A 23538-nucleotide genomic window follows, 5' to 3' on the forward strand; every position below is an offset into this window, starting at 1 on the left:
TCGATTCCCCCGCAATTATTGAGAAATTTCCTGCCGATCGGGTTTTTCCGAGGGCGATTCCTGGCTTACCCTTAAGACCAATAACAACAAGAACATAAGGTCGCAAACATGAATCGCAGTGATGTGATCGTGGTGGGCGCCGGTATTTCGGGGCTGACCGCGGCCTGGCGTCTGGCGCAAGCCGGGCGGCGGGTGAAAGTGATCGAGGCCAACAAGCGCGTCGGTGGGCGCACCCTCAACCATCGCTTCGCCAGCGGCGAAGTGGTCGAAGTGGGCGGGCAGTGGGTCGGCCCGACCCAGGAGCGTATCCTTTCCCTGTTGGCCGAACTCGGCCTCTCGACCTTTCCGCAATGGAGCCAGGGCGACAACCTCACTCTTTTCGGCGGCCGACTCAGGCCGTATCGCGGCACCATCCCGAAGTTTCCTCCCCACGTTCTGCTCGATGTCCTTCAGGCCCATGTCCGCCTGGACCGCATGGCGCGGGAAATTCCGCTGGGCGACCCCAGCCTGCATCCCAAGGCGCCTCAGTGGGACAGCCTCACCTTCGCCGAGTGGCTGCGGCGCAACGTGCGCACCTCCACCGGGCGCAAGGTCTTCGAGCTGATGTGCGGCGCCGTGTTCGCCGCCAGCCCCCATGACCTCTCGTTTCTCCATGTCCTCTTTTATATCCACGGCGGCACCAACCTCGACACCGTGCTCGGCGTCGAAGGCGGCGCCCAGCAGGACCGCATCGTCGGCGGCTCCCAGCGGATCAGCGAAACCCTGGCCGAGCGCATCGGCGACGTCCAAACCGGCGAACCCGTGCGCGCCGTGCGCCAGGACGGCAGCCGCGTCGAACTGGTGACCGACCGCGGCACGCACCAGGCCAGCCATGTCATCTTCGCCATCCCACCAACGCAACTGCTGCGCATCACCCAGGAACCGCTGTTGCCCAGCTGGCGCGACCAGCTCCTGCAACGGCTGCCGCAAGGCGCGGTGATCAAATGCATGGCGCTCTATGACAAGCCTTTCTGGCGCGACAAGGGCCTCTCCGGTCAGGCCACCAGCGAAACCGGCCCGGTGCGCCTGACCTTCGACAACAGCGTCCCCGATTCCGGACGCGGCGTGCTGCTGGGCTTCATCGAAGGCGACGAGGCGCGGCAATGGAACGCCCGGCCCGCCGGTGACCGCCGTGGCCAGGTGCTGGACTGCTTCGCCCGCTACTTCGGCGAGCAGGCGCTGCAGCCGGTGGATTACGTGGACAAATCCTGGGCCGAGGAGCCCTTCGCCCGCGGCTGCTATGCCGCCCTGTTCCCGCCGGGGCTGTGGAGCAGCGGCGCGGCGCGCCTGCGCGAACCCTACGGACGTCTGCACTTCGCCGGTACGGAAACGGCGACCCGCTGGATGGGTTATTTCGATGGGGCCGTGGAGGCCGGGGAGCGCGCCGCGCGGGAAGTGCTCGGCGCGCGGGAAGATCACGGGGAGGAAGATTATGTGCGACACCTTGGTATTGCGTAGCGGCGGGGCCACCTGGTTCGCCAAGAACAGCGACCGTGAACCCGCCGAAGCGCAACGCCTGATCCGCCTGCCCGCTGTCAGCGGCGACAGCGCGGCCACGGTGCGCACCAGCTACCTGCAGATCCCCCAGACCGCCAACCGCCACGGTGTTATCCTCAGCCAGCCTGCGTGGCTGTGGGGCGCCGAAATGGGCGTCAATGACAAGGGCGTGGCCATCGGCAACGAAGCCGTGTTCACCCGATTGACCCAGCGCGACGGTGAGGCCCTGCTCGGCATGGACTTGCTGCGTCTGGGCCTGGAGCGCGGCGGCAGCGCCCGCGAGGCCCTGGCAGTGATCACCGAACTGCTGGAACGCCACGGCCAGGGCGGCCCGGCCGGCTATCGCAACAAGCGCATGCGCTACGACAACAGCTACCTGATTGCCGACCGTGACGAGGCCTGGGTGCTGGAAACCGCCGGGCGTCTGTGGGCGGCGAAGAAGGTCGAGCGCTGGGCCATCTCCAACGCCCTGAGCCTTGGCCACGAATACGACCTCGCCAGCCCCAACCTGGAAACCCAGGCGCGCCGCTTCGGCTGCTGGAACGGCCGCGGCGACTTCCATTTTGCCCGTGCCTTCGATGGCCGCGTACTGCCCTGGGTGGCTGGCGCCCACCAGCGCCGCCAGCTCAACGAAGACTTCCTCGCCCACTGCCCGGTCCAGGTCGACTGGCTGGCGCTGGTGGTCGCCCTGCGCAGCCATGGCCATCGCGGGCACCGCTTCAATCTGCACGACAACCGGCAGATCTGCCTGCACGCCGGCAGCTTCTGGCGCCCCTCGCAGACTACCGCCAGCCTCATCGCCCGGCTCGACGGCGACTCTCCGCGTCTGGCCGCGACCGCGACCTCTGCACCCTGCCTGTCGATGTTCCAGCCGCTGGGCTTCGACGAGCGTGCCGGGGAAGGGCTGCTTAGCCGCGAGACCGACGCCGTTGAAGATTCACTCTGGTGGCGCTTCGAAACCGTGCACCAGCGCGCCCTGACCGACCCCGGCTTCGCCGACGCCCTGCGCGCCGGTCACGGCTGGCTGGAAACCGAGTTGCTCGGCGCACTGGATCGGCGCACGCTGGATTGGCCGCGCCTCGCCGCCGAAGGCCAGGCCTGGCACGACGCCTGGCACCAGTTGGCGCTGCAGCAGGCGCCTCGCCCGTCGCGCTGGTGGCGGATGAACGCTGTGCGCTGATGCGGCTTGTCAGCCACGCCTGTGCTGCGTAAGGTGCCGCCAGCCAAATGATGAGGAGCCGGACATGAGCGATCTGCAGGAACTGTTCGACAACAACGCCCGCTGGGCCGAAGCCATCAAGCAGGAAGACCCCGACTTCTTCGCCAAACTGGCCCGCCAGCAGACCCCCGAATACCTGTGGATCGGCTGCTCCGATGCACGCGTACCGTCCAACCAGATCGTCGGCCTGCTGCCCGGCGACCTGTTCGTCCACCGCAACGTCGCCAACGTCGTGCTGCACACCGACCTCAACTGCCTGTCGGTCATCCAGTTCGCCGTCGACGTACTCAAGGTCAAGCACATCCTGGTCACCGGCCACTATGGCTGCGGTGGCGTGCGCGCCGCGCTGCACCACAGCCAGCTCGGCCTGATCGACGGCTGGCTGCGCACCATCCGCGACCTCGCCTACGAATACCGCGACCACCTCGCCCAGTTCGAGAAGGAAGAAGAGCGCGTCGACCGCCTCTGCGAGCTCAACGTCATCCAGCAGGTCGCCAACGTCAGCCACACCAGCATCGTCCAGAACGCCTGGCACCGCGGCCAGAAAATCTCCGTGCACGGCTGCATCTACGGCATCAAGGACGGCATCTGGAAGGACCTCAACGTCACCGTCAGCGGCCTCGACCAGTTGCCGCCGCAATACCGTCTGCGCCCGCTCGGCCAGTCTTGAGCCGACGCCTCTGCGTCATCCCCGGTGACGGCATCGGTCGCGAGGTCGTACCCGTCGCCGTGGAGGTGCTGCAGCGCCTGCTACCCGACCTGCAGGTAGAAGAAGCCGAAGCCGGCTGGGACTGCTTCCAGCGCCACGGCACCTCCGTTCCTGACGCCACCTACGAACGCCTTCGAGCCTGCGGCGCCGGGCTGTTCGGCGCGGTTTCCTCGCCCAGTCACAAGGTCGAGGGCTACCGCAGCGCCATCCTCAGTTTGCGCCAGACGCTGGCGCTGAACCTCAATTTGCGCCCGGTGCGTTCTCGCCCGGTCGTCTCACCGCGCGCAGGCATCGACCTGCTGGTTCTGCGGGAAAACAGCGAAGGCCTCTACAGCGGGCGCGAGCATTGGGAAGCCGAAGGCGTCGCCATCGCTGAGCGAGTCATCAGCCGCGCCGCCTGCGAGCGCCTCGCCGCTGGCGCTGCCGAATTTGCCCGCCTGCGACGTGCCCGGCGAATCACCCTGGTGCACAAGGCCAACGTCCTGCCGCTGACCTGCGGCCTGTTCCGCGACACCTGCCGCGACCTGCTCGCCGAAGACGGCTGGAGCGACGTGCTCGACGAGCGCCTGGTCGACGTCGCCGCCCTGCAACTGGTCGAGCGCCCGGAAGCCTTTGACCTGATCGTCACCACCAACCTCTTCGGCGACATCCTCTCCGACCTCGCCAGCCACTGGGGCGGCGGCCTGGGCCTGGCGCCCTCGCTCAACCTCGGCACCGGCACCGGCATCGGCCTGGCCGAACCCGTCCACGGCAGCGCCCCCGACATCGCCGGCTCCGGCCGCGCCAACCCGCTGGCCGCCATCCTCAGCGCCGGCATGCTGCTGCGGCATTACTGGCAAATGTCGGCGCTGGCCGACCGGCTCGATGGAGCGGTGGACGCATTCCTGCGGGAGGAGGGCAGTGTGGACTTCGGGGGCGAGACGACGCGGGTGATTGGAAAGGGCGTGCTGGAGCGCCTGGGCTAGACGGACGCCCGTCGCCCTGTCTGGACAGCCCGCCATTCGACACCCAAGGTGAAAGTAATCCTTTCCCCAAGGTCACCGGCATGTGCGGACGCTACGTCAGCCCCGAAGAGGCAGCCATCGAACGCTACTGGCACATCGGCGCGCGCACGCCACCGCGCTGGCTGCAGGCCTGCTACAACGTCGCCCCGACCATGACCGTGCCCATCCTGCGCCACGACGAAAACGGCCAGCTCGAACTGTTGCCCGCCCGCTGGGGCCTGATTCCCACCTGGTGGAAACAGCCCACCCCGCCGCGCTACTCCTTCAACGCCCGCAGCGAAGACGCTGCCGGCAAGCCCCTCTGGCGCCAAGCCCTGCGCAGCACCCGCTGCCTCATGCCCGCGCTGGGCTGGTACGAGTGGAACGAGACGGAATCTGTTCGTAACCCCGCCGGTCGCGAGGTCCACCAGCCGTACTTCATTCACAGCCCAACCGACCCCATCATCGCTATCGCCGGTCTCTGGTCCCTGTGGATAAACCCTAATGGCGGGCCCATCCTCTCCTGCGCCTTGCTGACCCGATCCGCCGTGCCCAGCATCGAACGCATCCATCACCGCATGCCGGTTGTGCTGGCGCCGGAGAACTTCGAGGAGTGGTTATCCGCTGCTACGCGCAGCGAAGCGCTGGACGATTTGATTCACCATGCGCGGGATGACTTTGCGGGGTATCGGGTGACATTGCGGGTGAACCACGCGAGGAATGACTCGGCGGCGTTGATCGAGGAGGCCGAGTAGACGAGAGAGCGGTTTTTTCGCAGGCAAAAGAAAAGGGGTTCAGCTTTCGCTAAACCCCTTTCGAGAGATGGTGGCTACACCGGGACTTGAACCTGGGACATCAGCATTATGAATCGCATGAAGTGGCTATCGTTCACCCTCAGAGGCCCATGTTTCGGGGCTTTCAGAGGGGCTGTTAGCTGGTTCAAACTCACTACTTCACGCTGGCGCTATGATGTAGTCACCTCGAATTCGAGCACCCAAGGAAGGCTAACGTGACCACGACGGATCGACCTCATATCACCGCTGTGGCGGTAACCCCTTTGACCTGCAGATTGGCTGAGGTCGTGGGAGTGAATTACGACTTGGACTCACTGCAGGTGGAGGTACAAGACCTCGAGGGCGAAGCTCGCTGGCAAATCACCTTCCCTGGAGTCGAAGGTTTCCGCGTTCTAGATGAAGGCGACCTTGGAGAGTTCTGGGGGCACGTTCCCGGCCTGGTCATCGAGGTGACCGCTGGCGGTTGGTGGGAACAGGAGTGCGCAAGAGTCGGGTTCGTAGGCAAATGGACGAAGCAAGTCCGAGAGTATTTTGTAAGTGGCCAGAACGCCTGCGTTAGCGTGCTTTCTTGGAGTGAGCCCATTGTCTTGTTGAAGTGACGCCCAAGGGCTCAACTCCGCCTCGGCCGTTAGCATTCCTGCCGAAGAGTTGAACTCTTCAGCAGAGTCTTATGAATCGCATGAGAGTCGCTACCCCGCGCTACCCCGGAAGCCTATAAGTCGGGCCTTCCAAAGGCGACGAAACCTCATTTCAACCGGCTGTTTCTGACAATACGCCTTTTGTAGTCACCCTAGACTCTTTACGGGTACTAGCGCCTCGCGCTAGCTTCCGTGTATGGCCTCTGGCCATGAATGGATGCGTGTTTAGGAGACTGGGATGGCTCGTCGCCGCAGAACCTCGCTTATCGAGGACCTCATAGAGATCGCTAGCCGCTTGCCCTGGTGGGTAAGCCTGCTCATTGCTCTGGGCAGTTGGCTCATTCTTCACCCTATTGCAGATAAGTCGCCGGATACCCTGAAGGACGCGCATCAGGTTGGGCCGTTCATGGCTGGCCAGATATTCCGTACTTTCGCCTTTTTCGGTCAGATCGTGCTGCCTTTGGTATTCGTAATCGGCGCCATCGGCTCCGTGCTTGCTAGGGCTGAACGTAAGCGACTGCGCACGAACGTGGCGAACGCGCGCGAGTCGGGGCAAACCATTGAAGGCATCAGCTGGCGCGAGTTCGAGCTGCTGGTGGGTGAGACCTTCCGCCGTAAAGGCTTCACCGTGGTCGAAAAAGGTGGCAACGGGCCGGATGGTGGTATTGACCTTGTGCTGCACTTGGGAACGGACAAGTACTTGGTTCAGTGCAAGCAGTGGAAAGCCATTAATGTTGGCGTCACGGTGATCCGCGAGTTTTTTGGTGTTATGGCTGCGGAAGGGGCTGCGGGAGGCTTCGTTGTAACTTCCGGCCAATTTACTCCAGAAGCTAAGGCGTTTGCGGAAGGGCGAAATATCCAATTGGTTGACCGGGCTTTGCTCAAACGATGGATCGCCAATAGCACTGAGTCTACTCCGAAGACTGTATCGGGCGACGTAAACGTTTCAGTAGCAGGAGCGTTGCCGGTGGCTCCGCATTGTCCCGTATGTAATGAGATTATGTTGATGAGGAAAGCGAGGCGTGGTTCAAATGCCGGGGCTGAGTTTTGGGGGTGCCGAAGATTTCCTGCATGTCGAGGTGTAAGGGGGATTCAATGAGCTGGTCTTCACTTTTCTGCTGAAGATTTTGGTATTTTCGATACAGGCGGTCAGCTGTGCTTGTGAGTTTAATAATTATAAATTTTGGTGACGGTGTCTATGCGGTTTGAGGTGTTTATGAGCGATTTCTCTGAAAGGCCGAAAAGAGCGTTAATTGCTTACTGCACTATGGCTGAGCGGTTAAGATCTGCTGGCACAAACATGCCCAATGCGCTCGTTCCCTTCTTTGCAGAAGCTGTCCGGCCGTATGCGGGACAGTTATTTGATGCAGGAAAAATATCTGCATCTCTCAAAGAGATCTATGATCTCGATGTGCCTCGTTTGGCTGTGCTTGGTTTGTCAGAACACCTGGAGCAAGCTGGTGTTCTGATTGTCGTTAATAGATATCCTAAGGTTGTATATAAATGTGTTGATTTGGCTTCTGAGTCTGAAGATCAAACTAGTTCGGTTACTGAAGAGCAGATTCAATCTGTACTCGATAGTTTTGTTAAATTCTGTAGGGTGACAGGAGATATACTAGAGCCTTCAGATGCGGACTTGCATGAAGCATTCAGAAAACGACTGCTAAACGTCTCATCGATGCGAATTATTGGTCGTAAAGAAGGGAGTGTCTCGGAAAAGAAGACCTCTAAAACATTGGTCCTAAAAAAAGAGGTTGACGGGCTAAGTAAAGAGGAACATCTGGAATACGATTTAGATTATCTGGTTGCACAATATATTGTTGATTTGAGAGACACGGATCAAATTTCTTTTGAAATTGTCTCTGATATTGCCTTTGCTAGTATGGCGTCGGAGGCTATTGCATGTTTTCGTGAGCCATCAGAGGATTCACCTAGGCTTGAAGGGTTAAAGGTTTATCTGGATACGCCGTTGGTCTTGGATATGCTTGGGGTTAACTCTGAGTATTCGGAATATGGGACAGAGTTGCTGGCGGTGATAAAGTCGAGTGGAGCTGTGGCTTGTACTCTGGATCACTGCATCGAAGAAGCGGAGTCGGCTGTAATAGCCCAATTGGCCTCCCTTCGCTCAGGCGTTCACTTGAACTCCATAAAGTACGGCGCATCTGTCAAGCCAGATTTGCTTTCTGCATTAGTAAACAATGTCGCGGCGCGCGTGGAAGGGCGTTTGGGAATTGCGGTTGAGCGGGACCCTAATGATAAATTTATAACGCGTTATCCTGGAGTTGTAGGTTCTATCGAAACTAGTATGGAAAGGCGAATGCAGGGATGGCGGAATGAAGACGCCAAGAAGCACGACAGAAAATCTGTATGGTCAATGCTTTGTTTTCGAGACACTGTCACACCCTGCAGGAAAATTTGCGACTCTAAGTCTATTTTTGTTACGAGAAATACTGCCCTTGTAAAAATTGCTAATGATTCTTGGTGCACCTTACTTCAAGGAATGGCGCGACACTCCCAAAGCATTATTGAGCAATGGGCGCCAGTGTCAATGTCGGATAAGCAGTTTGCTGGGTACGTATGGTTGCGTAGTGGCGGAGAAAGTAAAGATTTCCCAGTGGCAAGATTACTTGCGCATTGTTCTTCAGCTATTCGTCCGCGAGCGGATGTGAAAGCGGCGGCGATAAATCTGGTTCTTGAGCTCAGTGGAAAGGCTCAGGCTGATGATATTGCTGCACTATTAGAAGATCGCGAAGGCGCATCAGCACTAATGCGGGCAACCAAGGGAGATCCGGAGGATGTAACTCCAGAGCGGCTCCCTATGATTGTCGATATGGTAAAAACAGCTGCAGGTGAGTATGCAGCAAGAAAGGAGAGAGAATTAGCTGACGAGCGTCTTAAGTCTCAGCAGGCTGCTTATGAGGAAGAGTCTAGACGGAAGGCTGAAGTGCAGGCTGAAGCTGAACGCTCGCGCACAGAACAAGAGCGATCTCGTGCATTGGAACAAGCGCGTAAAGATTCGGAGGCAGAGCTTGAACGAAGGAAAAGAGAGCTAGAACTCACAGAGGCAAAAGAAAAAGCTAAAATTGTGCAGGAGTCTCTTGATGAAATTAGCAAAGAGGGAGAAAGGCAAAGAATAGCTTTAATTAAAGAGTCTATCGTGTTGGGTGGGAGGATATATCGGCGGCTCCGTCTTGAAGCGATTGCGCTATTTTCTTCCTTGGTTTTGCTAGGGGCATTTCATAATTTTGAGTCCCAAGCCATTGCCTCAATACTTACTGCTTCGTTATCTATTTTTGCTTTCTGGTTTGTTCCCGATGTTTTGCTGAGACCAATTCGTAAATATGCCGAAAAGCATATGAGGAAGTATTTGGAGATTCGGCGTATTGCGCCGCCTGAAGGTAGCCCAGATTTCGGGCTAAAAAGCTGGGGTGGGATTGAAAGGAATTAGTTGTTAAGCCAGGGGCTTTGAGTTCTCAAAGCCCTATCTTTTGCTTTCACCAAGTTTTTTCACGAAGTCCTTCCGTACATTCTTTCACGTCGTCATCGATGACGTTATCAGGTTTTATACAGTCCTTCACGGACCTCCGTACATCTCTGTTGGCCTCCCTTTCACGCTGAGCCTGCATTTTGAGGTTGTTCCGCGCCCCTTCTGCCATTGGTCCTTTCCCACCGGCAAGACTTTGCATGATGCTTTTCTGAAGGTAGTCCGCAGGGATTTCGATGATGGGTTTCATCGCCTCGGCAGCTTCGGCTAGGGCGGTTTTCTCTTCGGCGGATGCAAGGGTGGTGCAGCTCAGGAGGGCAAGGCTGGTCAGTATGGTTTTCATCTGATTCACGTCCTTGTTGCGGAGAGTTGATTGAGCCCGGCAAATAGGGGCTTAGCCAGACCATATGCTCGCGGTATCCAGCGTCAATCGGAAAAGACTGAAATGCGGAGGGCGGCACCTAATCCCTGGTCATGCGCTTCACCGTCTTACTAGCTGTAGCAGGCTTGGCCTGTGGTTCTGCTTCATTCCTTCCTGGCGGATTTCTCTCGGGCGTACCAGCGCCTAGCTACCGTCTGAGTAATCGCTATCCCGCGTCGTGTCCGGCCAAGTTTCGATCAGCTTCATCGTATTCCGGGCTTCGGTGCCCATTCTCGGGCTCTGTCCGCCCCGATATCAGCCAAAGCGCGTAATGAGGATATGCGTCCGCCAAGATGCCGACTTCCTCAGTACTAATCCTGATCTTCCCGCTACTGATATTTCTCCAGCGATCGTAGTTCTTCCCGCCAAGCTCACTAAGGTGCTTAGGACCAAGCGTTCGGATCAGTTGAAGCGCTCTATTTCGTACAGAATCCATCGACTTTTCTCACGGCGAGTAACCTTTACGCACGCAATTTGCGGGGGTAGCCTTTACTCATGCGTAAATTTTACTCCAGCTAACCGCTGGGAACGTCCGACCCGATTATAGGGAGTTCGTATGGAAGATTCTGGAATAGTGGGGTTCACCGTCACTGGTGCAGTTGAAAAGGTTACGGACTTCCGAACTGCGCCGTTTTGCTCTCAGGCGGTATTCGCTCAGATGCTGGGCCTTGAAGACATCACGGAAGACGTGGTGCGCGGCTGGGTCGAAACCAAGACCGTGCCGACCGCCAAGATTGGTCGCCGCCGCGTCATCAACCTCCACAAAATTCGCCGCGACCTCGACAAGGGCAAGTCGATCTTCTGCCAGGGGGATTACGACGATGAGTAACCGCTATCTGGTTGAGATGTGCACCCTCCATGGCCCGACCCGCCAGCGCCGCTGGCACCGCGTAAATCAAGGTGCTTCCCGCGTGGCATGCCAGCAGTGGATTGATGAAGCCGTCTCCTGCTTCCCCTCCGATGCCGAGGCCCCTCGCTCCTGGAGCCTGACCCGTGAACGCGCCCTGCAGGGATACCGAGTGCGCGGGGTGAGGGCATGAGCCATGAATCTACTCCGTGCGTACCGGGGCAAGCCGCACGCTTCGGACTGCGACTGCTCTGTCTGCTGGTCCCGTCGCGAATTGGCGAAACCCGCAGCCTCCCAGTCCACACCCTGCACCGAGTGCCGCCCTACGCGAGTCTTCACGGTCGTTACCACGATGGCCAAGGTCGCGGGAGTGTGGCGCTCGATCCATTCGACCTACCGGGTGGAACGGGGTTTTACCTGCGCGAAACACATGCCCGCGCTCCGTCCCCCGAAGTACTGGCACGTTATCTACGACAGCGGCAGGCCGACGCCCTTCGTCCCCGTGCGCGAGCCGTTCGAGCTGGAGGGCTGAGCCATGGTCTCTAACCCGATCCCGCACCTGATCTTCTGGCTCGTCCTCCTGGCGGTTGGCGCTGTGGTTGGCCGCTACCACGCTCGCCACACCATCCCCACCTGGGCCAATCAGGTCAGGGGCCGCCGCACCGGCTTGTCCGAACGCGCTTTTCCGTTCGGACAAACGGAGCGCCGGGCGAAGCGCACCCTTGACCGCGCTCCCCCCTGAACAGCCTCAGCTCGGGAGTGTGGGGTAGCTCCACCACCCCGCGCTCCTGAGCCCTCGGCGGCGAGAGCGGGATGGTAAGGGCAGCGCCCTTACGACGTTGATCTTCGCTCTCCCTGCCACCCACCCAACACACAACCACGGCACCACCACACCCGCTGAATGACGGCCACCACGCGCCCAAATTGCAGCAGCGGGCCAACTCATGCCCGAAAAAGGCAAAGGAGCTTCACATGAACATGTTCGCAACCACTGGCGGTGTCGTTGAACTCTGGGTCACTCAGACCGACACCTTCACCTCCAAGACCTCTGGCGAGATCTACGCCAGCGTTCAGGCCATCTCCCCGATCCCCGACGGCGCTCGCGGCAATGCCCGTGGCTTCGAAATCACCCAGTACGACATTGAGCCGACCCTGCTCGATGAAATCGTCTTCACCGGCTCCCCGGTCCTGTGCAAGTTCGCGACGGTCGTCCGTCCGACCAAAGACCGCTTCGGCAACACCAAGAACACTCAGGTCCTGACCGAACTACTGAGCGCGGGCAAGGATGCCTCCGCGCCGGTCCGCCAGCCCTCTGTACAGCAACCCATCCAGCGCCCGACTCAGCAGCAGCCCGCCAGCGACAAGCCGGCCGCTGAGAAGCCCGGCGACCAGCCGAAGAATTGACCGGGGGACGGGAGCATGAACGTGGACGGCTACCTCTTCTGTGATCGCTGCGGCGAAGCCATCGGCCACCTGTGGAACGAATCGGTAGTCGCCCCGGCCCTGCTGCCCGAGCCCGCCCGCCACACCTGCCCGGACTGCCTGGAGCTGACCGAGCTGAACGACGTGGAGGAAGAGTGAATGGGCGTTGTTGCCGTACAGGTCTGCACCAGCTGGGCTTCCACCGCGGACGGCCTGATGCGCTGCCAGCAGCTCGAATGGCAACAGGCCTACCTGATACCGCCTGAGGCCGCTGGAGCTGTAGAGCTCCTGGCCAACGGCGGGTTTTCCCTGGAAGCCTTCAGCGTGGGTGCTGCCGGCGTCCTGGGAGCCTTCGTGACGGGCCTGCTGACGGGCTGGGTCGCGTCACTTCTCCGTAAAGCCCGATAGAGAGGAAACACCATGAACGCCATGAAACAACGCATCGCCAAGTTCAACGCCGTTTCGTCCTTCCGCAACCTGTGCATCGCCGGCGCCGTGACCGCTGCCACTTCCGTCCCGGCCTGGGCCGGCAGCGTCATCGACACCTCGGCGGTGGAGAGCGCCATCAGCGACGGCAAGCAGGATATGTCCAACATCGGCGGCTACATCGTCGGCGCCCTGGTCATCCTCGCTTGCGCAGGCCTGATCTACAGCATGTTGCGCAAGGCGTAACCGGTGCTGTGGTCGGTGTGGTTGGGGGCGTTCTTCGCCGGCGCCTTCATCACCGGGTACCGCTGCGGCGAATTCTTCTGACGCGCTGACACAACAGCGGAAGCCCCCACGGTGCGCCGTTGGGGGCTTTTTTTCGGCCCGGAGATTTCCATGGTGAGGCAATGGTTAGTGGCGGTGGTGTTGCTGTTTGTGGGGCAGGTGGGGGCGGTGGAGTACTACTGGGAAAACACGTCCTACTCGAACCACTGGGCAACGCCATTAGAAGCCTGCTGGAGTGGCCAGCCCAGCGCAGGTGCGTATGTTTTCGAGTTCAAGGTTGTGCGAGATGGAAAGTACGTCAGTGGTTTCTGCAGGAAGAGGAGAACATCAGATGATGGTTTCCTCGGCACCCAGAACTTTTACCTACGGGGTGATTCCTGCCCGATCGGCAAGGTCTGGAACGAGGAATCCTTCAGCTGTATTTGCCCGTCCGACCAAGAACAGAACAGTGCCGGGATGTGCATGGAACTTCCGCGCTGCGACGCCGGCCTTGAACTGCTCACCCGAGGCTCCGACTTCCCCGCATCCACGGTATCCGGCCGCGTCTATGTCCTCAGCTCACCACCCTCTGCTGTATGCCGCGCCGGCTGCCAGTACATCTCCACCAGCAGCAAGGCCAGCTCCTGCTACCTGCTCAGCGGCTCTGCGGACACCGGCTTCTGCAACTACAAGATGGCCAGCGACGGCGAGCGCTGCAGCGGTGAAGACGCCCCCGGCCCGGACGTCGGCGAGCCGCCCAATCCCGAGGCGCCGCCGGACTCTCCAACCCAGCCGACAGACCCCGACGACCCCGGCTGCCCGGCAGGTCAGGCATGGTCCGGCACCGACTGCGTGGCTGAGCCCACCGGCGACGGTGATGAAGGCGGTGGCTCCGATGAAGGCGAAGACGACGATTCCGGCGACCCATGTGACATCGATGGCGACTGTTGGGAGGAAGGTGACGGCGGCTCTGGCGATGGCTCTGGCAGCGGCTCCGGATCCGGCACTGGCGACGACGACAGCAGCGACGATGGCGACGGAGAAGACGACGGCGAGGGCGAATGCGATCCGAGCAAAGGCTACGTCTGCGGCGGTGGCAAAGGCCCCGAATCCGGCCTGAACGCCCCCGACGCCGGCAGCTGGGATAAGGCCAACGAAGAGTGGGACCAGCGCCTCGACGAAGCCAAGAAAGAACTCAAGGACAAGGTGAAGGCCAACGTCGACCAGATGAAGAGCGCCTTCAACCTTCAGCTCTCCGCCGGCGGCGGCCAACTGCCGTGCGACTCCATCAGCGTGTGGGGCAAGTCCTACCGCTTCTGTGTCGCCGACTACGGCGAACAGCTCATCAACCTCCGACTTGCGCTGTTGCTGATGGCCGCCGTCATCGCCGCGCTCATCGTCCTCAAGGAGTGATTCATGGAATGGCTCTCCGGCTTCCTCGACCAGATCATCAGCTTCTTCCAGTGGGTCTGGAACTTCTTCGCCCAGGGCATCTACGACTTCATCAAGGATGGCCTGGTCGTCGCCACCAAGGCGGCAATGTATGGCGCGCTACAGACCTTCCTCCTGCTGATCGACGTCAGCTTTACCGTCGCCAACGACCTGATCGAAGGCCTCGGCGTGGGCAACCTGGTGCGCTCCATGTACGGCGCTTTGCCCGCGCCCATCGCGTCTGCGCTGTCGTTCTTCGGCGTGCCGCAGGCCCTCAACATCATCTTCGTCGCGGCCGTCACGCGCTTCTGCATGCGCTTCGTGCCGTTCATTGGCAGGTGACCCATGTCCATCAAGATTCACCACGGCCCCAACGGCTCGTACAAGACCTCCGGCGCCATCCAGGACGACGCCGTCCCCGCCCTCAAGGAAGGCCGCGTCATCATCACCAACGTACGCGGCTTCACCCTGGAGCGCGCCTACGAAGTCTTCCCCGACCTGCCCAACACCGCCGAGATCATCAACCTCGATCTCGAATCCCTGGCCGACCTCGACAGCATGCGCAGCTGGTTCCAGTGGGCGCCGCGGGGCGCGTTCCTGATCTTCGACGAGACCCAGCTGCTGTTCCCCAAGTCCTGGCGCGAAAAGGACCTGGAGAAGTTCGACTACCCCGGCGGCCCCGAAGCGGCGCACGAAGCAGACCGCCCCATGGGCTGGCTCGACGCCTGGACCCGGCACCGCCACTTCAACTGGGACATCGTCCTCACCACCCCGAACATCAGCTACATCCGCGACGACATCCGCATGACCAGCGAGATGGCCTACAAGCATTCAAACCTCGCAGTGATCGGCATTCCCGGCCGCTACAAGGAGGCCCAGCATGACGCCCAGCTCAACCGACCACCCGCCGACGGCACCATCGTCGAATACAAACGAATCAAGAAACAGACCTTCGCCCTCTACCAGTCCACCGCCACCGGCAAGACCCAGGACACCAAGGCCGGCAAGAGTCTGCTCCGGTCCCCTAAGCTGGTTTTTCTACTGGCACTGCTGGCCTGCACTATTGGCTTTGTCAGCTATATGGGGCCTCTCAAGGTCGTCGGCGGCAATGCTCCTGCGCCCGTTGCCAAGCCTGCTGTGGCACCTGCTCCGGGCGCTGCTGCGGTCCCTGCTCAAACCGCTGCTGTGGCTGCTGCGACGCGTCCTGCTGCGGCTGGGGCTGTTCCTGCTCAGCCTCTTCCTGATCGGCCAGCTGATCCGCCTCCTGAGCTGAACCCGCATCCCTTCGCCGGCCGCTCGATCACCATCACCGCCCACCTCTACAGCAAGAAGAAAGGCGACCAGTACATGTTCGCCTTCATCGACGCGGATGGTCGGCGGCTGCACATGACCAGCTGGGAGCTGGTCGGCTCGGGCTACGCCGTCCGCAGCAAGGGCGCGTGTGTCGCCGAGCTGATGTACGAGCGCTGGAAGCAGACCGTCACTTGTGTGGGTGCCCCACCAAGGCCGGCAGTTTCCAATGCCCCGCTCACTGTCGCAGTACCGCCCACTGCCAACTCCCCCACGCCGGCACAACAAGTGGTCGTGGTGCCTGACGGCGAATACGCCTCACGCCCCTGGAGAAAGCAATGAATCTGCCTGGACTGATCAATGCCCTCGGGCTGCTCGTACTTGCCTTTGCGCTCGGCTTCTTCACTGCGTTGCAGCTCGTGCAGCCGGTGGCGGCCTTCCCGTTTTGAGTCGGCGAGCCGCGCCGCCGGCCGAGAGCGTAAGGCACTAGCGGTAGGCCGGCGGCGCGGCCGACGACCCTGTAACACGTCGGATAGCTAACGAGTAAGCACCTCAATAAACCTCATTGAAGGTACGAAAGAATGAAAAAGGCAGTTCACCCCCTCCGCCTGATCCTCAAGGAGACCGGGGATTTTTATGAGTCGTCCGAAGGACGGATTTTCATGGACCCGAGCAACGGCAGATTTGCCGACCTGTCGGGTGTGCGCCTGCTGCGCTGTGGCGTCGATACCGTGCGGCAGCTGTACAACGGCATGATCCGCCCGGAAGTGATGGCGCTGTTCGATGAGCCGGAGGATTTGGTCAACTTCGCCGGCTACAAGTGGGCCAAGGGCCGTATCGGTCGGGACTCGGGCTACCAGTACCGCCTGCAGAACGCCGACCTCGGTCTGATCCTGCTGATCAAGAACCACAACGTGAAGCTGGAGAACATCGGCCCGCACCTCAAGATTGAAGTGTCGCCACACGCCCTGGATGGTGCAGATCCGAAGATCCTGCAGGGCGTACTCGATGACCTGGCCGCTGGCGTTCTCTCGGCCTGCGAAGTGAATCAGTGCGCTGTCCACATCGCCTTGGACGTGCAGGGCTGGACCCCACCCGTGGACTTCGTGGACCGCATGCATTGCCGCTCCCGCCGTGTCCGCCAGATCAGCGGCATCGACCGCATCGAGTACGACGGCAATGCCTCGGTCTACGGGCGTGGTGAGACCTTCATGTTCGGCTCGGCAAACGGCCTGCAAATGTGCCTCTACAACAAAACGCTGCAGGCGAGAGCGACCGACAAACTCGACTATTGGGAATCGGTGTGGGCTTCCCTGAACGGCGATCCCTTCGGCGATGGTGAACCTGCCTTCAACCCGCTGGAAACCGTGTGGCGCATCGAGTTCCGCTATCACCACTCCATCATCCAGCAGTTCTCCGAAGGCTCCACGATGACCTCTGGCGAGGTGATCGGCTGCCGCACCTACGAGGGCCTTTGCCCGCACCTGCAAGGCCTCTGGCAGTATGCCTGCGACAACTACAAGCTGATTTCCCGGGAAGGGATCTTCGACGCCTTCTGGTCGCTGATCAGCCTCGACACCAAGGTCCAGGTGGAAGCCGATCCACTCATCGAACGCACCGAGTACCGCCGCTACTACAAGACCGCTCAGGGCTTCTCCGGCAAGAACTGCGAGATGTTCCTGGGCCAGTTCGCCAGCCTGATCGCACGGGAGCGCATCCCGCCAAAAAAAGCGCTTGAGGTCGGGAGAACGCTCCCCTTCTGGCATGTGATCGAAGACCACTACACCGCCAAGGGCTACAGCACTCGCGACCTCGAAAAGCACGTCATCGGATTGATCAACGATCGCTACATTAGGCGGGGCTACGCGATATGACGGCACGCAAGGAAGGTAAGACGTGGACGGCTGACTTCTACGAGAACGGTCGCTCCGGTCGCCGGGTCAGGAAATACGGATTCCTTACCAAGTCTGCTGCGATCCGCTACGAGCAAGACTTCTTTGCCGTGAAGGGTGAGACGGGGCGGCCGCTGGATGATCGCCTCTCGGATCTGGTGAGGGTTTGGTATGACCTTCACGGATGCACTCTCAAGGATGGCAACCAACGCCTAGCGCGCTGTGAGGCGCTGGCCCAGCGGCTTGGTGATCCGCTGGCCTTCGAGTTCGATTCGCTCGCGTGGGCACGCTACCGGCAGCGCCGTCTGACCGAAGTGAAGCCGGAGACGGTCAACCACGAACAACGCTACCTGTCGGCCATCTTCTCCGAGCTGATTCGTCTCGGCTCCTGGCACAAGGCAAATCCACTGGCCAACGTCCGGCAGATCAAGACAGATCAGGTTGAATTGACCTTCCTCACCCTGGATCAGGTCGCCCAGCTCCTCGAGGAGTGCAAGGCCAGCACGAACAACCACACGTACCCGGTCGCTCTCCTGTGCCTCGCTACAGGTGCCCGTTGGGAAGAAGCCGAGAGCATCGCCCGTGGGGCCGTGCATGGGGGAAAGGTCCACTTCCACCGGACGAAGAACCGTCAGAGCCGCTCAGTGCCAATCCCTGCCGAGCTGGAGCAACTGATGTTCAAGGTGGGCATGCTGGGAACCGGCCGCCTGTTCATGTCCTGCCGCGCCGCCTTCCGTTGTGCTTATGAGCGCTGTGGACTCCAGACGCCGGGGCAACTGACCCACATCCTTCGCCACACCTTTGCGAGCCATTACATGATGGGAGGAGGGGACATCCTCACGCTTCAGCGGATCCTTGGGCACTCCTCGATCACGATGACCATGCGGTATGCGCACCTGTCGCCGGAGCATCTGGAGTCCGCAATGCGGTTGTCACCGATTGCTCAAGCTGCTTACAAGTTGACCAGATGAAATCCTGTGGTAAGCTTTGGTGAAGTTAACGCTTAACGTTAAGGGTTAATGAATGATTCTGACATTTCGATGCGATGAGACTCGTCAGCTTTTTGAGTCGGGCCTTTCTAGGCGGTGGGGAGCCATCCTCACGGTTGCTACGCGTAAGCTAGCAATGCTTCATGCTGCCACCGAGCTCCGAGACCTGCGCTCTCCACCTGGAAACAGGCTGGAACCGTTGCAGGGAAATCGTGCTGGGCAACATAGCATCAGGATCAATGACCAGTGGCGTGTCTGTTTCGTTTGGACGGATGCAGGTCCAGAAGAAGTCGAAATAGTTGATTACCACTGAGGAGGTGGACATGGCTACCAATGGTATGCGCCCCATCCATCCTGGGGAAATCTTGCGTGATGAGTTTTTGATGGAGCTGGATATTTCACCAACGGCTCTAGCGCGAGCATTGAATGTCTCTGCGCCAACGGTAAACGATATCGTACGTGAGCAAAGGGGCATTTCTGCGGATATGGCTATTCGCTTGGGTCGTTACTTCGATACATCCGCGCAGTTCTGGATGAACCTTCAAAGTGAATATTCTCTTGCCACTGCTTATGCGGCGAACGGCGAGCAAATTGAGCACGAAATCGAGCCTCTACTGGCTCACGCCTAGAGCTTGCAGGTTAGAAAGCCCCGCACGTGCGGGGCTTTTTTATGCCTATCGGGTGTGGGGAAGGGGCGTTAGCCAAGCAGCCACAGATAAATGGCATGTCCCAAGTCGTTAAGGAAAGCTGTAGCAATGACGATTGCGGCAAACTTTCCCGACACCTGAGCAAACCTCCACACACGCTCCATGAGTTGCCTCATTGTGCAGACCTCATACCGGGTTTTCAGGGAGGGCACTGGCGGATAGCTTGAGTTGAGATTCGAGATGAGATTTTCGAGGAGTCGAGTCGGTATGAGCTTGGCTGCGGGTATCGAAGAGGGTTGCGACGTCGGTACTAGAGATAAGAAGGGCTTCGAGAAAAGGTCGCGTCAGTATCAGTCAGTAGCAGCTACAGGTATGAGGTCGGCTTGGATTCGGAGTAGTTTTCGGATGCAAGATTCGATTATTGCTATCAGGGTGCCCGGTGTTGACGGCAGTAAGCCATCATCGAAAACTTTAGCACACTGTTGCTGCTGAGCAAGGTCTGGAAGGCGGTAGACGGGATGTAGTCGGTTTGTAGTCTGCCGGCCAAAACAAAAAAGGGTTAGCTTTCGCTAACCCTTTGTTTTGTATGGTGGCTACACCGGGACTTGAACCTGGGACATCAGCATTATGAATGCTGCGCTCTAACCGACTGAGCTATGTAGCCGAGTGGCGCGCATTTTCCGCAGATCGAGGGGGGGTGTCAACCCCTTTTCTTGAATATTGTTCTGATCTATCAATCATTTAGCCGGCGGCGCCGGATTTTCGCGATGAGCGGCGTGGCAGGGCGCCCAAATGAAAAAGCCCCGGCAGGTGGCCGGGGCTTTTTCAGGTCTGGGGCGGGCTCAAACGTTGAAGCGGAAGTGCATCACGTCGCCATCCTTGACGATGTATTCCTTGCCTTCCAGGCGCCATTTGCCGGCTTCTTTCGCACCCTGTTCGCCCTTGAACTGGATGAAGTCGTCGTAGGCAACGACTTCGGCGCGGATGAAGCCTTTCTCGAAGTCGGTGTGGATCACGGCGGCGGCCTGCGGAGCGGTGGCACCGACGCGGACGGTCCAGGCGCGAACTTCCTTCACACCGGCGGTGAAGTAGGTCTGCAGGTGCAGCAACTCGTAGCCGGCGCGGATCACGCGGTTCAGGCCGGGCTCTTCGAGGCCGAGGGATTCGAGGAACATGTCCTTCTCTTCGCCATCGTCCAGTTCGGCGATCTCGGCTTCGATCTTGTTGCACACCGGTACGACCATGGCGCCTTCTTCTTCGGCGATGGCGCGCACGACGTCCAGGTGCGGGTTGTTCTCGAAGCCGTCTTCGGCGACGTTGGCGATGTACATGACCGGCTTGCTGGTGAGCAGGTGGAAGCTGCGGACGAGGCGCTTCTCGTCATCGCCCATGTTCTTCATCAGCGAGCGGGCGGGTTTGCCTTCGCTGAAGTGGGGGATGAGCTTTTCCAGCAGGGCTTTCTGCACCAGGGCGTCCTTGTCACCGCCCTTGGCGTTGCGCGCGACTTTCTGCAGTTGCTTCTCGCAGCTGTCGAGGTCGGCGAAGATCAGTTCGAGGTCGATGATCTCGATGTCGCGCTTGGGGTCGACACTGTTGGAGACGTGGATGACGTTCTCGTCTTCGAAGCAGCGCACGACGTGGGCGATGGCGTCGGTCTCGCGGATGTTGGCGAGGAACTTGTTGCCCAGGCCTTCACCCTTGGAGGCGCCCGCTACCAGGCCGGCGATGTCGACGAATTCCATGGTGGTCGGGATCACGCGCTCGGGCTTGACGATCTCGGCCAGCGCATCGAGGCGGGCGTCGGGCATCGGTACGATGCCGCTGTTCGGCTCGATGGTGCAGAAGGGGAAGTTTTCCGCCGCGATACCGGATTTGGTCAGGGCGTTGAACAGGGTGGACTTGCCGACGTTGGGCAGGCCGACGATGCCGCAGTTGAATCCCATGCTAGGTTCCTCGCGCCACGTGGCGGAAAAAGAGGTGTGATCAGGCCTTCTGGCTGTGCAGCTTCTGCATCGCGCGGGTCCAGTCCCCGTCGAGCATTTCCGGCAGCACGCCGAGGGCGGAGTCGATGCTGGTGTCGAGCAGTTCCTGCTCGGAGCGCGGGGCGCGGCCGAGGACGAAGCCGGAGACCAGGCTGCTGTGCCCCGGATGGCCGATGCCAAGCCGCAGGCGATGGAAACCGTTCTGGTTGCCGAGTTGGGCGATGATGTCGCGCAGCCCGTTGTGCCCGCCGTGTCCGCCGCCCTTCTTGAGCTTGGCGACGCCGGGAGGCATGTCGAGTTCGTCGTGGGCCACCAGGATGGCTTCGACCGGAATGCGGAAGAATCCGGCGAGCGCCGCCACGGCCTGGCCGCTGCGGTTCATGTAGGTGGTGGGGATGAGCAGACGAACGTCGCGGCCCTTGTGGCTGAATTTGCCGACCAGGCCGAAGTACTTCTTGTCCAGCGACAGGTTCGCGCGTTGCGCGTCCGCCAGTCGCTCAACGAAAAGGGCCCCCGCGTTATGCCGGGTCTGGTCGTATTCGGGGCCTGGATTTCCCAGGCCAACGATCAGTTGTACGGCAGTCACGACGGGGGCCCCTTCCTTAAAGGCAATGGTGCGCGCGATTACTCGGCAGCAGCTTCGCCTTCACCTTCTTCTTTCACTACGCGGGAAGCGTGGATGTTGGCGACGGCCAGGTCGTTACCGTGGGCCAGCTGCACCAGCTCTACGCCTTTCGGCAGTTTCAGGTCGGACAGGTGAACGATCTGACCCAGTTCTACTTTGGCCAGGTCGACTTCGATGAATTCCGGCAGGTTGGTCGGCAGGCAGGAAACTTCGACTTCGGCGATCACGTGGGAGATCTCGCCGCCACCAACCTTGACGCCAACAGCAGTGGCTTCGTTGATGAAGTGCAGCGGAACGTGAGCGGTCAGTTTCTGGCCGGCAACGACGCGCTGGAAGTCAGCGTGCATGACGAAACCCTTGGACGGGTGACGCTGCAGGGCCTTGATCAGTACGGTTTCCTTGGCGGAACCGACGTTCAGGGTGATCACGTGGCTGAAGGCAGCCTCGTTTTCCAGCAGCTTGGATACTTCACGCAGTTCCAGGGTCAGGGATTGCGGGGCTTTCTCGCCACCGTAAACCACAGCCGGGATCAGGCCTTCGTTACGACGCAGGCGGCGGCTCGCACCTTTCCCCAGGTCGGAACGCTCTTGAGCATTGAGTACAAAATCAACCATTTCGCTATCTCCAAAATGACAAGATCGCCCGGACGCTTGCGACCAGCGTTCGGGCGATTTTGCTAATGCCCCATCGACGTGACGGGGCGCTTTACGTCAGCTCTGTCCCGCCTCAGCGGAACATGGCGCTGATCGATTCTTCGTTGCTGATGCGGCGCATGGCTTCAGCGACAACCGGAGCGATGTCCAGCTGGCGGATGCGGCCACAGGCTTGCGCAGCAGCGGACAGCGGGATGGTGTTGGTCACCACCAGCTCGTCCAGTACGGAATTCTCGATGTTCTCGATGGCGCGGCCGGACAGCACCGGGTGGGTGCAGTAGGCGATGACCTTGGCGGCGCCGTGCTCTTTCAGAGCCTTGGCGGCGTGGCCGAGGGTGCCAGCGGTATCGACCATGTCGTCGACCAGTACGCAGGTCCGGCCTTCGACATCACCGATGATGTGCATGACTTCGGACTGGTTGGCCTTCGGACGACGCTTGTCGATGATGGCGAGGTCCACGCCCAGGGACTTGGCAACGGCGCGAGCACGCACCACACCACCGATGTCCGGGGAGACGATCATCAGGTTCTCGAAGCGCTGGTCTTCGATATCGTCGACCAGTACGGGCGAGCCGTAGATGTTGTCGACGGGGATATCGAAGAAGCCCTGGATCTGGTCGGCGTGCAGGTCAACGGTGAGAACGCGGTTGACGCCTACGACGGTCAGCATGTCGGCAACGACTTTGGCGCTGATGGCCACGCGGGCGGAACGCGGACGGCGATCCTGGCGGGCGTAACCGAAGTAGGGGATGACTGCCGTGATACGAGTCGCCGAGGAGCGGCGGAAGGCATCGGCCATCACTACCAGTTCCATCAGGTTGTCGTTGGTCGGTGCGCAGGTCGGTTGGATCAGGAAGACGTCCTTACCACGAACGTTCTCGTTGATCTCAACGCTGATCTCGCCGTCGGAGAATTTACCGACAGAAACGTCACCGAGGGGGATGTGCAGCTGCCGTACGACACGGCGTGCCAGATCGGGGTTGGCGTTCCCCGTGAAAACCATCATTTTGGACACGCTGCGGTACCTGTGTCGGCTTGAGGGTAGGCCCGGTTGAGCCAGAAGAAAATGGCAGGGGCGGCTGGATTCGAACCAACGCATGGCAGGATCAAAACCTGCTGCCTTACCGCTTGGCGACGCCCCTGTAGCTTACAACTTGCGGAGCAATGTGTTCGTTGGCGCTGTACGTGTAACCCTGTGGGTTAATGGCAGGGGCGGCTGGATTCGAACCAACGCATGGCAGGATCAAAACCTGCTGCCTTACCGCTTGGCGACGCCCCTGTATCGT

General features: G+C 60.1%; 25 protein-coding genes and 3 tRNA genes. 20 read left to right on the top strand and 8 right to left on the bottom strand.

Annotated elements, in window-relative coordinates; genetic code table 11:
* The first annotated feature begins 108 nt into the window (after positions 1-108).
* The 7 genes from IB256_RS00070 (at position 109) to IB256_RS00100 (ending at position 9327) form a co-directional block, all read left to right on the top strand.
* Entirely contained in the window at positions 109-1497 is a 1389-nt protein-coding gene (locus IB256_RS00070; protein WP_192292435.1) for a flavin monoamine oxidase family protein, read from the top strand.
* A complete protein-coding gene (locus IB256_RS00075) occupies positions 1472-2716 on the top strand; it encodes a C69 family dipeptidase (RefSeq protein WP_192400950.1) in 1245 nt (414 codons plus the stop codon). The genes IB256_RS00070 and IB256_RS00075 overlap by 26 nt, the downstream gene beginning before the upstream one ends.
* Positions 2717-2780: 64 nt before the next feature.
* Positions 2781-3425, top strand: coding sequence for a carbonate dehydratase (gene can / locus IB256_RS00080; protein ID WP_081516408.1), 645 nt, complete (start codon positions 2781-2783; stop codon positions 3423-3425).
* The gene (locus tag IB256_RS00085; RefSeq protein ID WP_192400951.1) at positions 3422-4429 is read left to right on the top strand and encodes an isocitrate/isopropylmalate dehydrogenase family protein; all 1008 of its coding nucleotides are present in this window, start codon (positions 3422-3424) and stop codon (positions 4427-4429) included. Before can ends, IB256_RS00085 begins: the two co-directional genes overlap by 4 nt.
* Positions 4430-4509: 80 nt before the next feature.
* Positions 4510-5202, top strand: a complete 693-nt coding sequence (locus IB256_RS00090; protein WP_192400952.1) for an SOS response-associated peptidase — start codon at positions 4510-4512, stop codon at positions 5200-5202.
* 915 nt (positions 5203-6117) lie between these two features.
* Positions 6118-6978 (top strand): restriction endonuclease, encoded by an 861-nt coding sequence (locus tag IB256_RS00095; protein ID WP_192400953.1) that lies wholly within the window; start codon positions 6118-6120, stop codon positions 6976-6978.
* A gap of 117 nt (positions 6979-7095) precedes the next feature.
* Entirely contained in the window at positions 7096-9327 is a 2232-nt protein-coding gene (locus IB256_RS00100; RefSeq protein ID WP_192400954.1) for a hypothetical protein, read from the top strand.
* Between the two features lie 46 nt (positions 9328-9373).
* Here IB256_RS00100 and IB256_RS00105 read toward each other — a convergent pair whose 3' ends face one another.
* Complete coding sequence (locus tag IB256_RS00105) at positions 9374-9706, bottom strand: hypothetical protein (protein WP_192400955.1); 333 nt, start codon at positions 9704-9706, stop codon at positions 9374-9376.
* Between the two features lie 634 nt (positions 9707-10340).
* Here IB256_RS00105 and IB256_RS00110 point away from each other — a divergent pair.
* From IB256_RS00110 to IB256_RS00170, 13 genes are all read left to right on the top strand, one after another.
* Positions 10341-10613 carry a hypothetical protein gene (locus IB256_RS00110; RefSeq protein ID WP_054909848.1) on the top strand — a complete coding sequence of 91 codons (273 nt, stop codon included), beginning with the start codon at positions 10341-10343 and terminating at the stop codon, positions 10611-10613.
* Positions 10614-10827: 214 nt separating this feature from the next.
* Positions 10828-11163 (top strand): lysogeny maintenance protein PflM, encoded by a 336-nt coding sequence (gene pflM, locus IB256_RS00115; RefSeq protein ID WP_192400956.1) that lies wholly within the window; start codon positions 10828-10830, stop codon positions 11161-11163.
* Between the two features lie 440 nt (positions 11164-11603).
* Positions 11604-12035 (top strand): DNA-binding protein, encoded by a 432-nt coding sequence (locus IB256_RS00120; protein WP_192400957.1) that lies wholly within the window; start codon positions 11604-11606, stop codon positions 12033-12035.
* A 21-nt stretch (positions 12036-12056) separates the two neighbouring features.
* Positions 12057-12212 (top strand): hypothetical protein, encoded by a 156-nt coding sequence (locus tag IB256_RS00125; RefSeq protein WP_192400958.1) that lies wholly within the window; start codon positions 12057-12059, stop codon positions 12210-12212.
* A complete protein-coding gene (locus tag IB256_RS00130; RefSeq protein WP_192400959.1) occupies positions 12213-12461 on the top strand; it encodes a hypothetical protein in 249 nt (82 codons plus the stop codon).
* Positions 12462-12473: 12 nt separating this feature from the next.
* Positions 12474-12725: a major capsid protein gene (locus IB256_RS00135; RefSeq protein ID WP_192400960.1), complete on the top strand. Its 252-nt coding sequence runs from the start codon at positions 12474-12476 to the stop codon at positions 12723-12725.
* Positions 12726-13226: 501 nt separating this feature from the next.
* Positions 13227-14156 carry an attachment protein gene (locus IB256_RS00140; protein ID WP_192400961.1) on the top strand — a complete coding sequence of 310 codons (930 nt, stop codon included), beginning with the start codon at positions 13227-13229 and terminating at the stop codon, positions 14154-14156.
* A 3-nt stretch (positions 14157-14159) separates the two neighbouring features.
* Positions 14160-14516, top strand: a complete 357-nt coding sequence (locus IB256_RS00145; protein WP_192400962.1) for a DUF2523 family protein — start codon at positions 14160-14162, stop codon at positions 14514-14516.
* Positions 14517-14519: 3 nt separating this feature from the next.
* Positions 14520-15806, top strand: coding sequence for a zonular occludens toxin domain-containing protein (locus tag IB256_RS00150; protein WP_192400963.1), 1287 nt, complete (start codon positions 14520-14522; stop codon positions 15804-15806).
* 239 nt (positions 15807-16045) lie between these two features.
* Positions 16046-17338 (top strand): hypothetical protein, encoded by a 1293-nt coding sequence (locus IB256_RS00155; RefSeq protein WP_192400964.1) that lies wholly within the window; start codon positions 16046-16048, stop codon positions 17336-17338.
* Positions 17335-18327, top strand: a complete 993-nt coding sequence (locus tag IB256_RS00160) for a tyrosine-type recombinase/integrase (RefSeq protein ID WP_192400965.1) — start codon at positions 17335-17337, stop codon at positions 18325-18327. The genes IB256_RS00155 and IB256_RS00160 overlap by 4 nt, the downstream gene beginning before the upstream one ends.
* 52 nt (positions 18328-18379) lie before the next feature.
* Entirely contained in the window at positions 18380-18658 is a 279-nt protein-coding gene (locus tag IB256_RS00165; protein WP_192400966.1) for a type II toxin-antitoxin system RelE/ParE family toxin, read from the top strand.
* 10 nt (positions 18659-18668) lie between these two features.
* Positions 18669-18974, top strand: a complete 306-nt coding sequence (locus IB256_RS00170) for a HigA family addiction module antitoxin (RefSeq protein ID WP_192400967.1) — start codon at positions 18669-18671, stop codon at positions 18972-18974.
* A gap of 605 nt (positions 18975-19579) precedes the next feature.
* On the opposite strand, the gene IB256_RS00175 is transcribed toward IB256_RS00170, so the two are convergent.
* The 7 genes from IB256_RS00175 to IB256_RS00205 all read right to left on the bottom strand — a co-directional run bounded on the left by IB256_RS00175 (position 19580) and on the right by IB256_RS00205 (position 23531).
* Positions 19580-19656 (bottom strand) — tRNA-Met (locus IB256_RS00175).
* A gap of 178 nt (positions 19657-19834) precedes the next feature.
* On the bottom strand, positions 19835-20935 hold the full coding sequence (ychF, locus tag IB256_RS00180; protein ID WP_192223855.1) for a redox-regulated ATPase YchF: 1101 nt from the start codon (positions 20933-20935) through the stop codon (positions 19835-19837).
* A gap of 40 nt (positions 20936-20975) precedes the next feature.
* On the bottom strand, positions 20976-21560 hold the full coding sequence (pth, locus tag IB256_RS00185; protein ID WP_081516404.1) for an aminoacyl-tRNA hydrolase: 585 nt from the start codon (positions 21558-21560) through the stop codon (positions 20976-20978).
* Positions 21561-21598: 38 nt separating this feature from the next.
* Complete coding sequence (locus IB256_RS00190; RefSeq protein WP_081516403.1) at positions 21599-22213, bottom strand: 50S ribosomal protein L25/general stress protein Ctc; 615 nt, start codon at positions 22211-22213, stop codon at positions 21599-21601.
* A 112-nt stretch (positions 22214-22325) separates the two neighbouring features.
* Positions 22326-23267, bottom strand: a complete 942-nt coding sequence (locus IB256_RS00195) for a ribose-phosphate pyrophosphokinase (RefSeq protein WP_015478849.1) — start codon at positions 23265-23267, stop codon at positions 22326-22328.
* Positions 23268-23319: 52 nt separating this feature from the next.
* Positions 23320-23394 (bottom strand) — tRNA-Gln (locus IB256_RS00200).
* 62 nt (positions 23395-23456) lie between these two features.
* A tRNA-Gln gene (locus IB256_RS00205) sits at positions 23457-23531 on the bottom strand.
* Positions 23532-23538: the final 7 nt, after the last annotated feature.

Origin of the sequence: Pseudomonas sp. PDM17 (assembly GCF_014851985.1) — a bacterium.
GTDB lineage: Bacteria > Pseudomonadota > Gammaproteobacteria > Pseudomonadales > Pseudomonadaceae > Pseudomonas.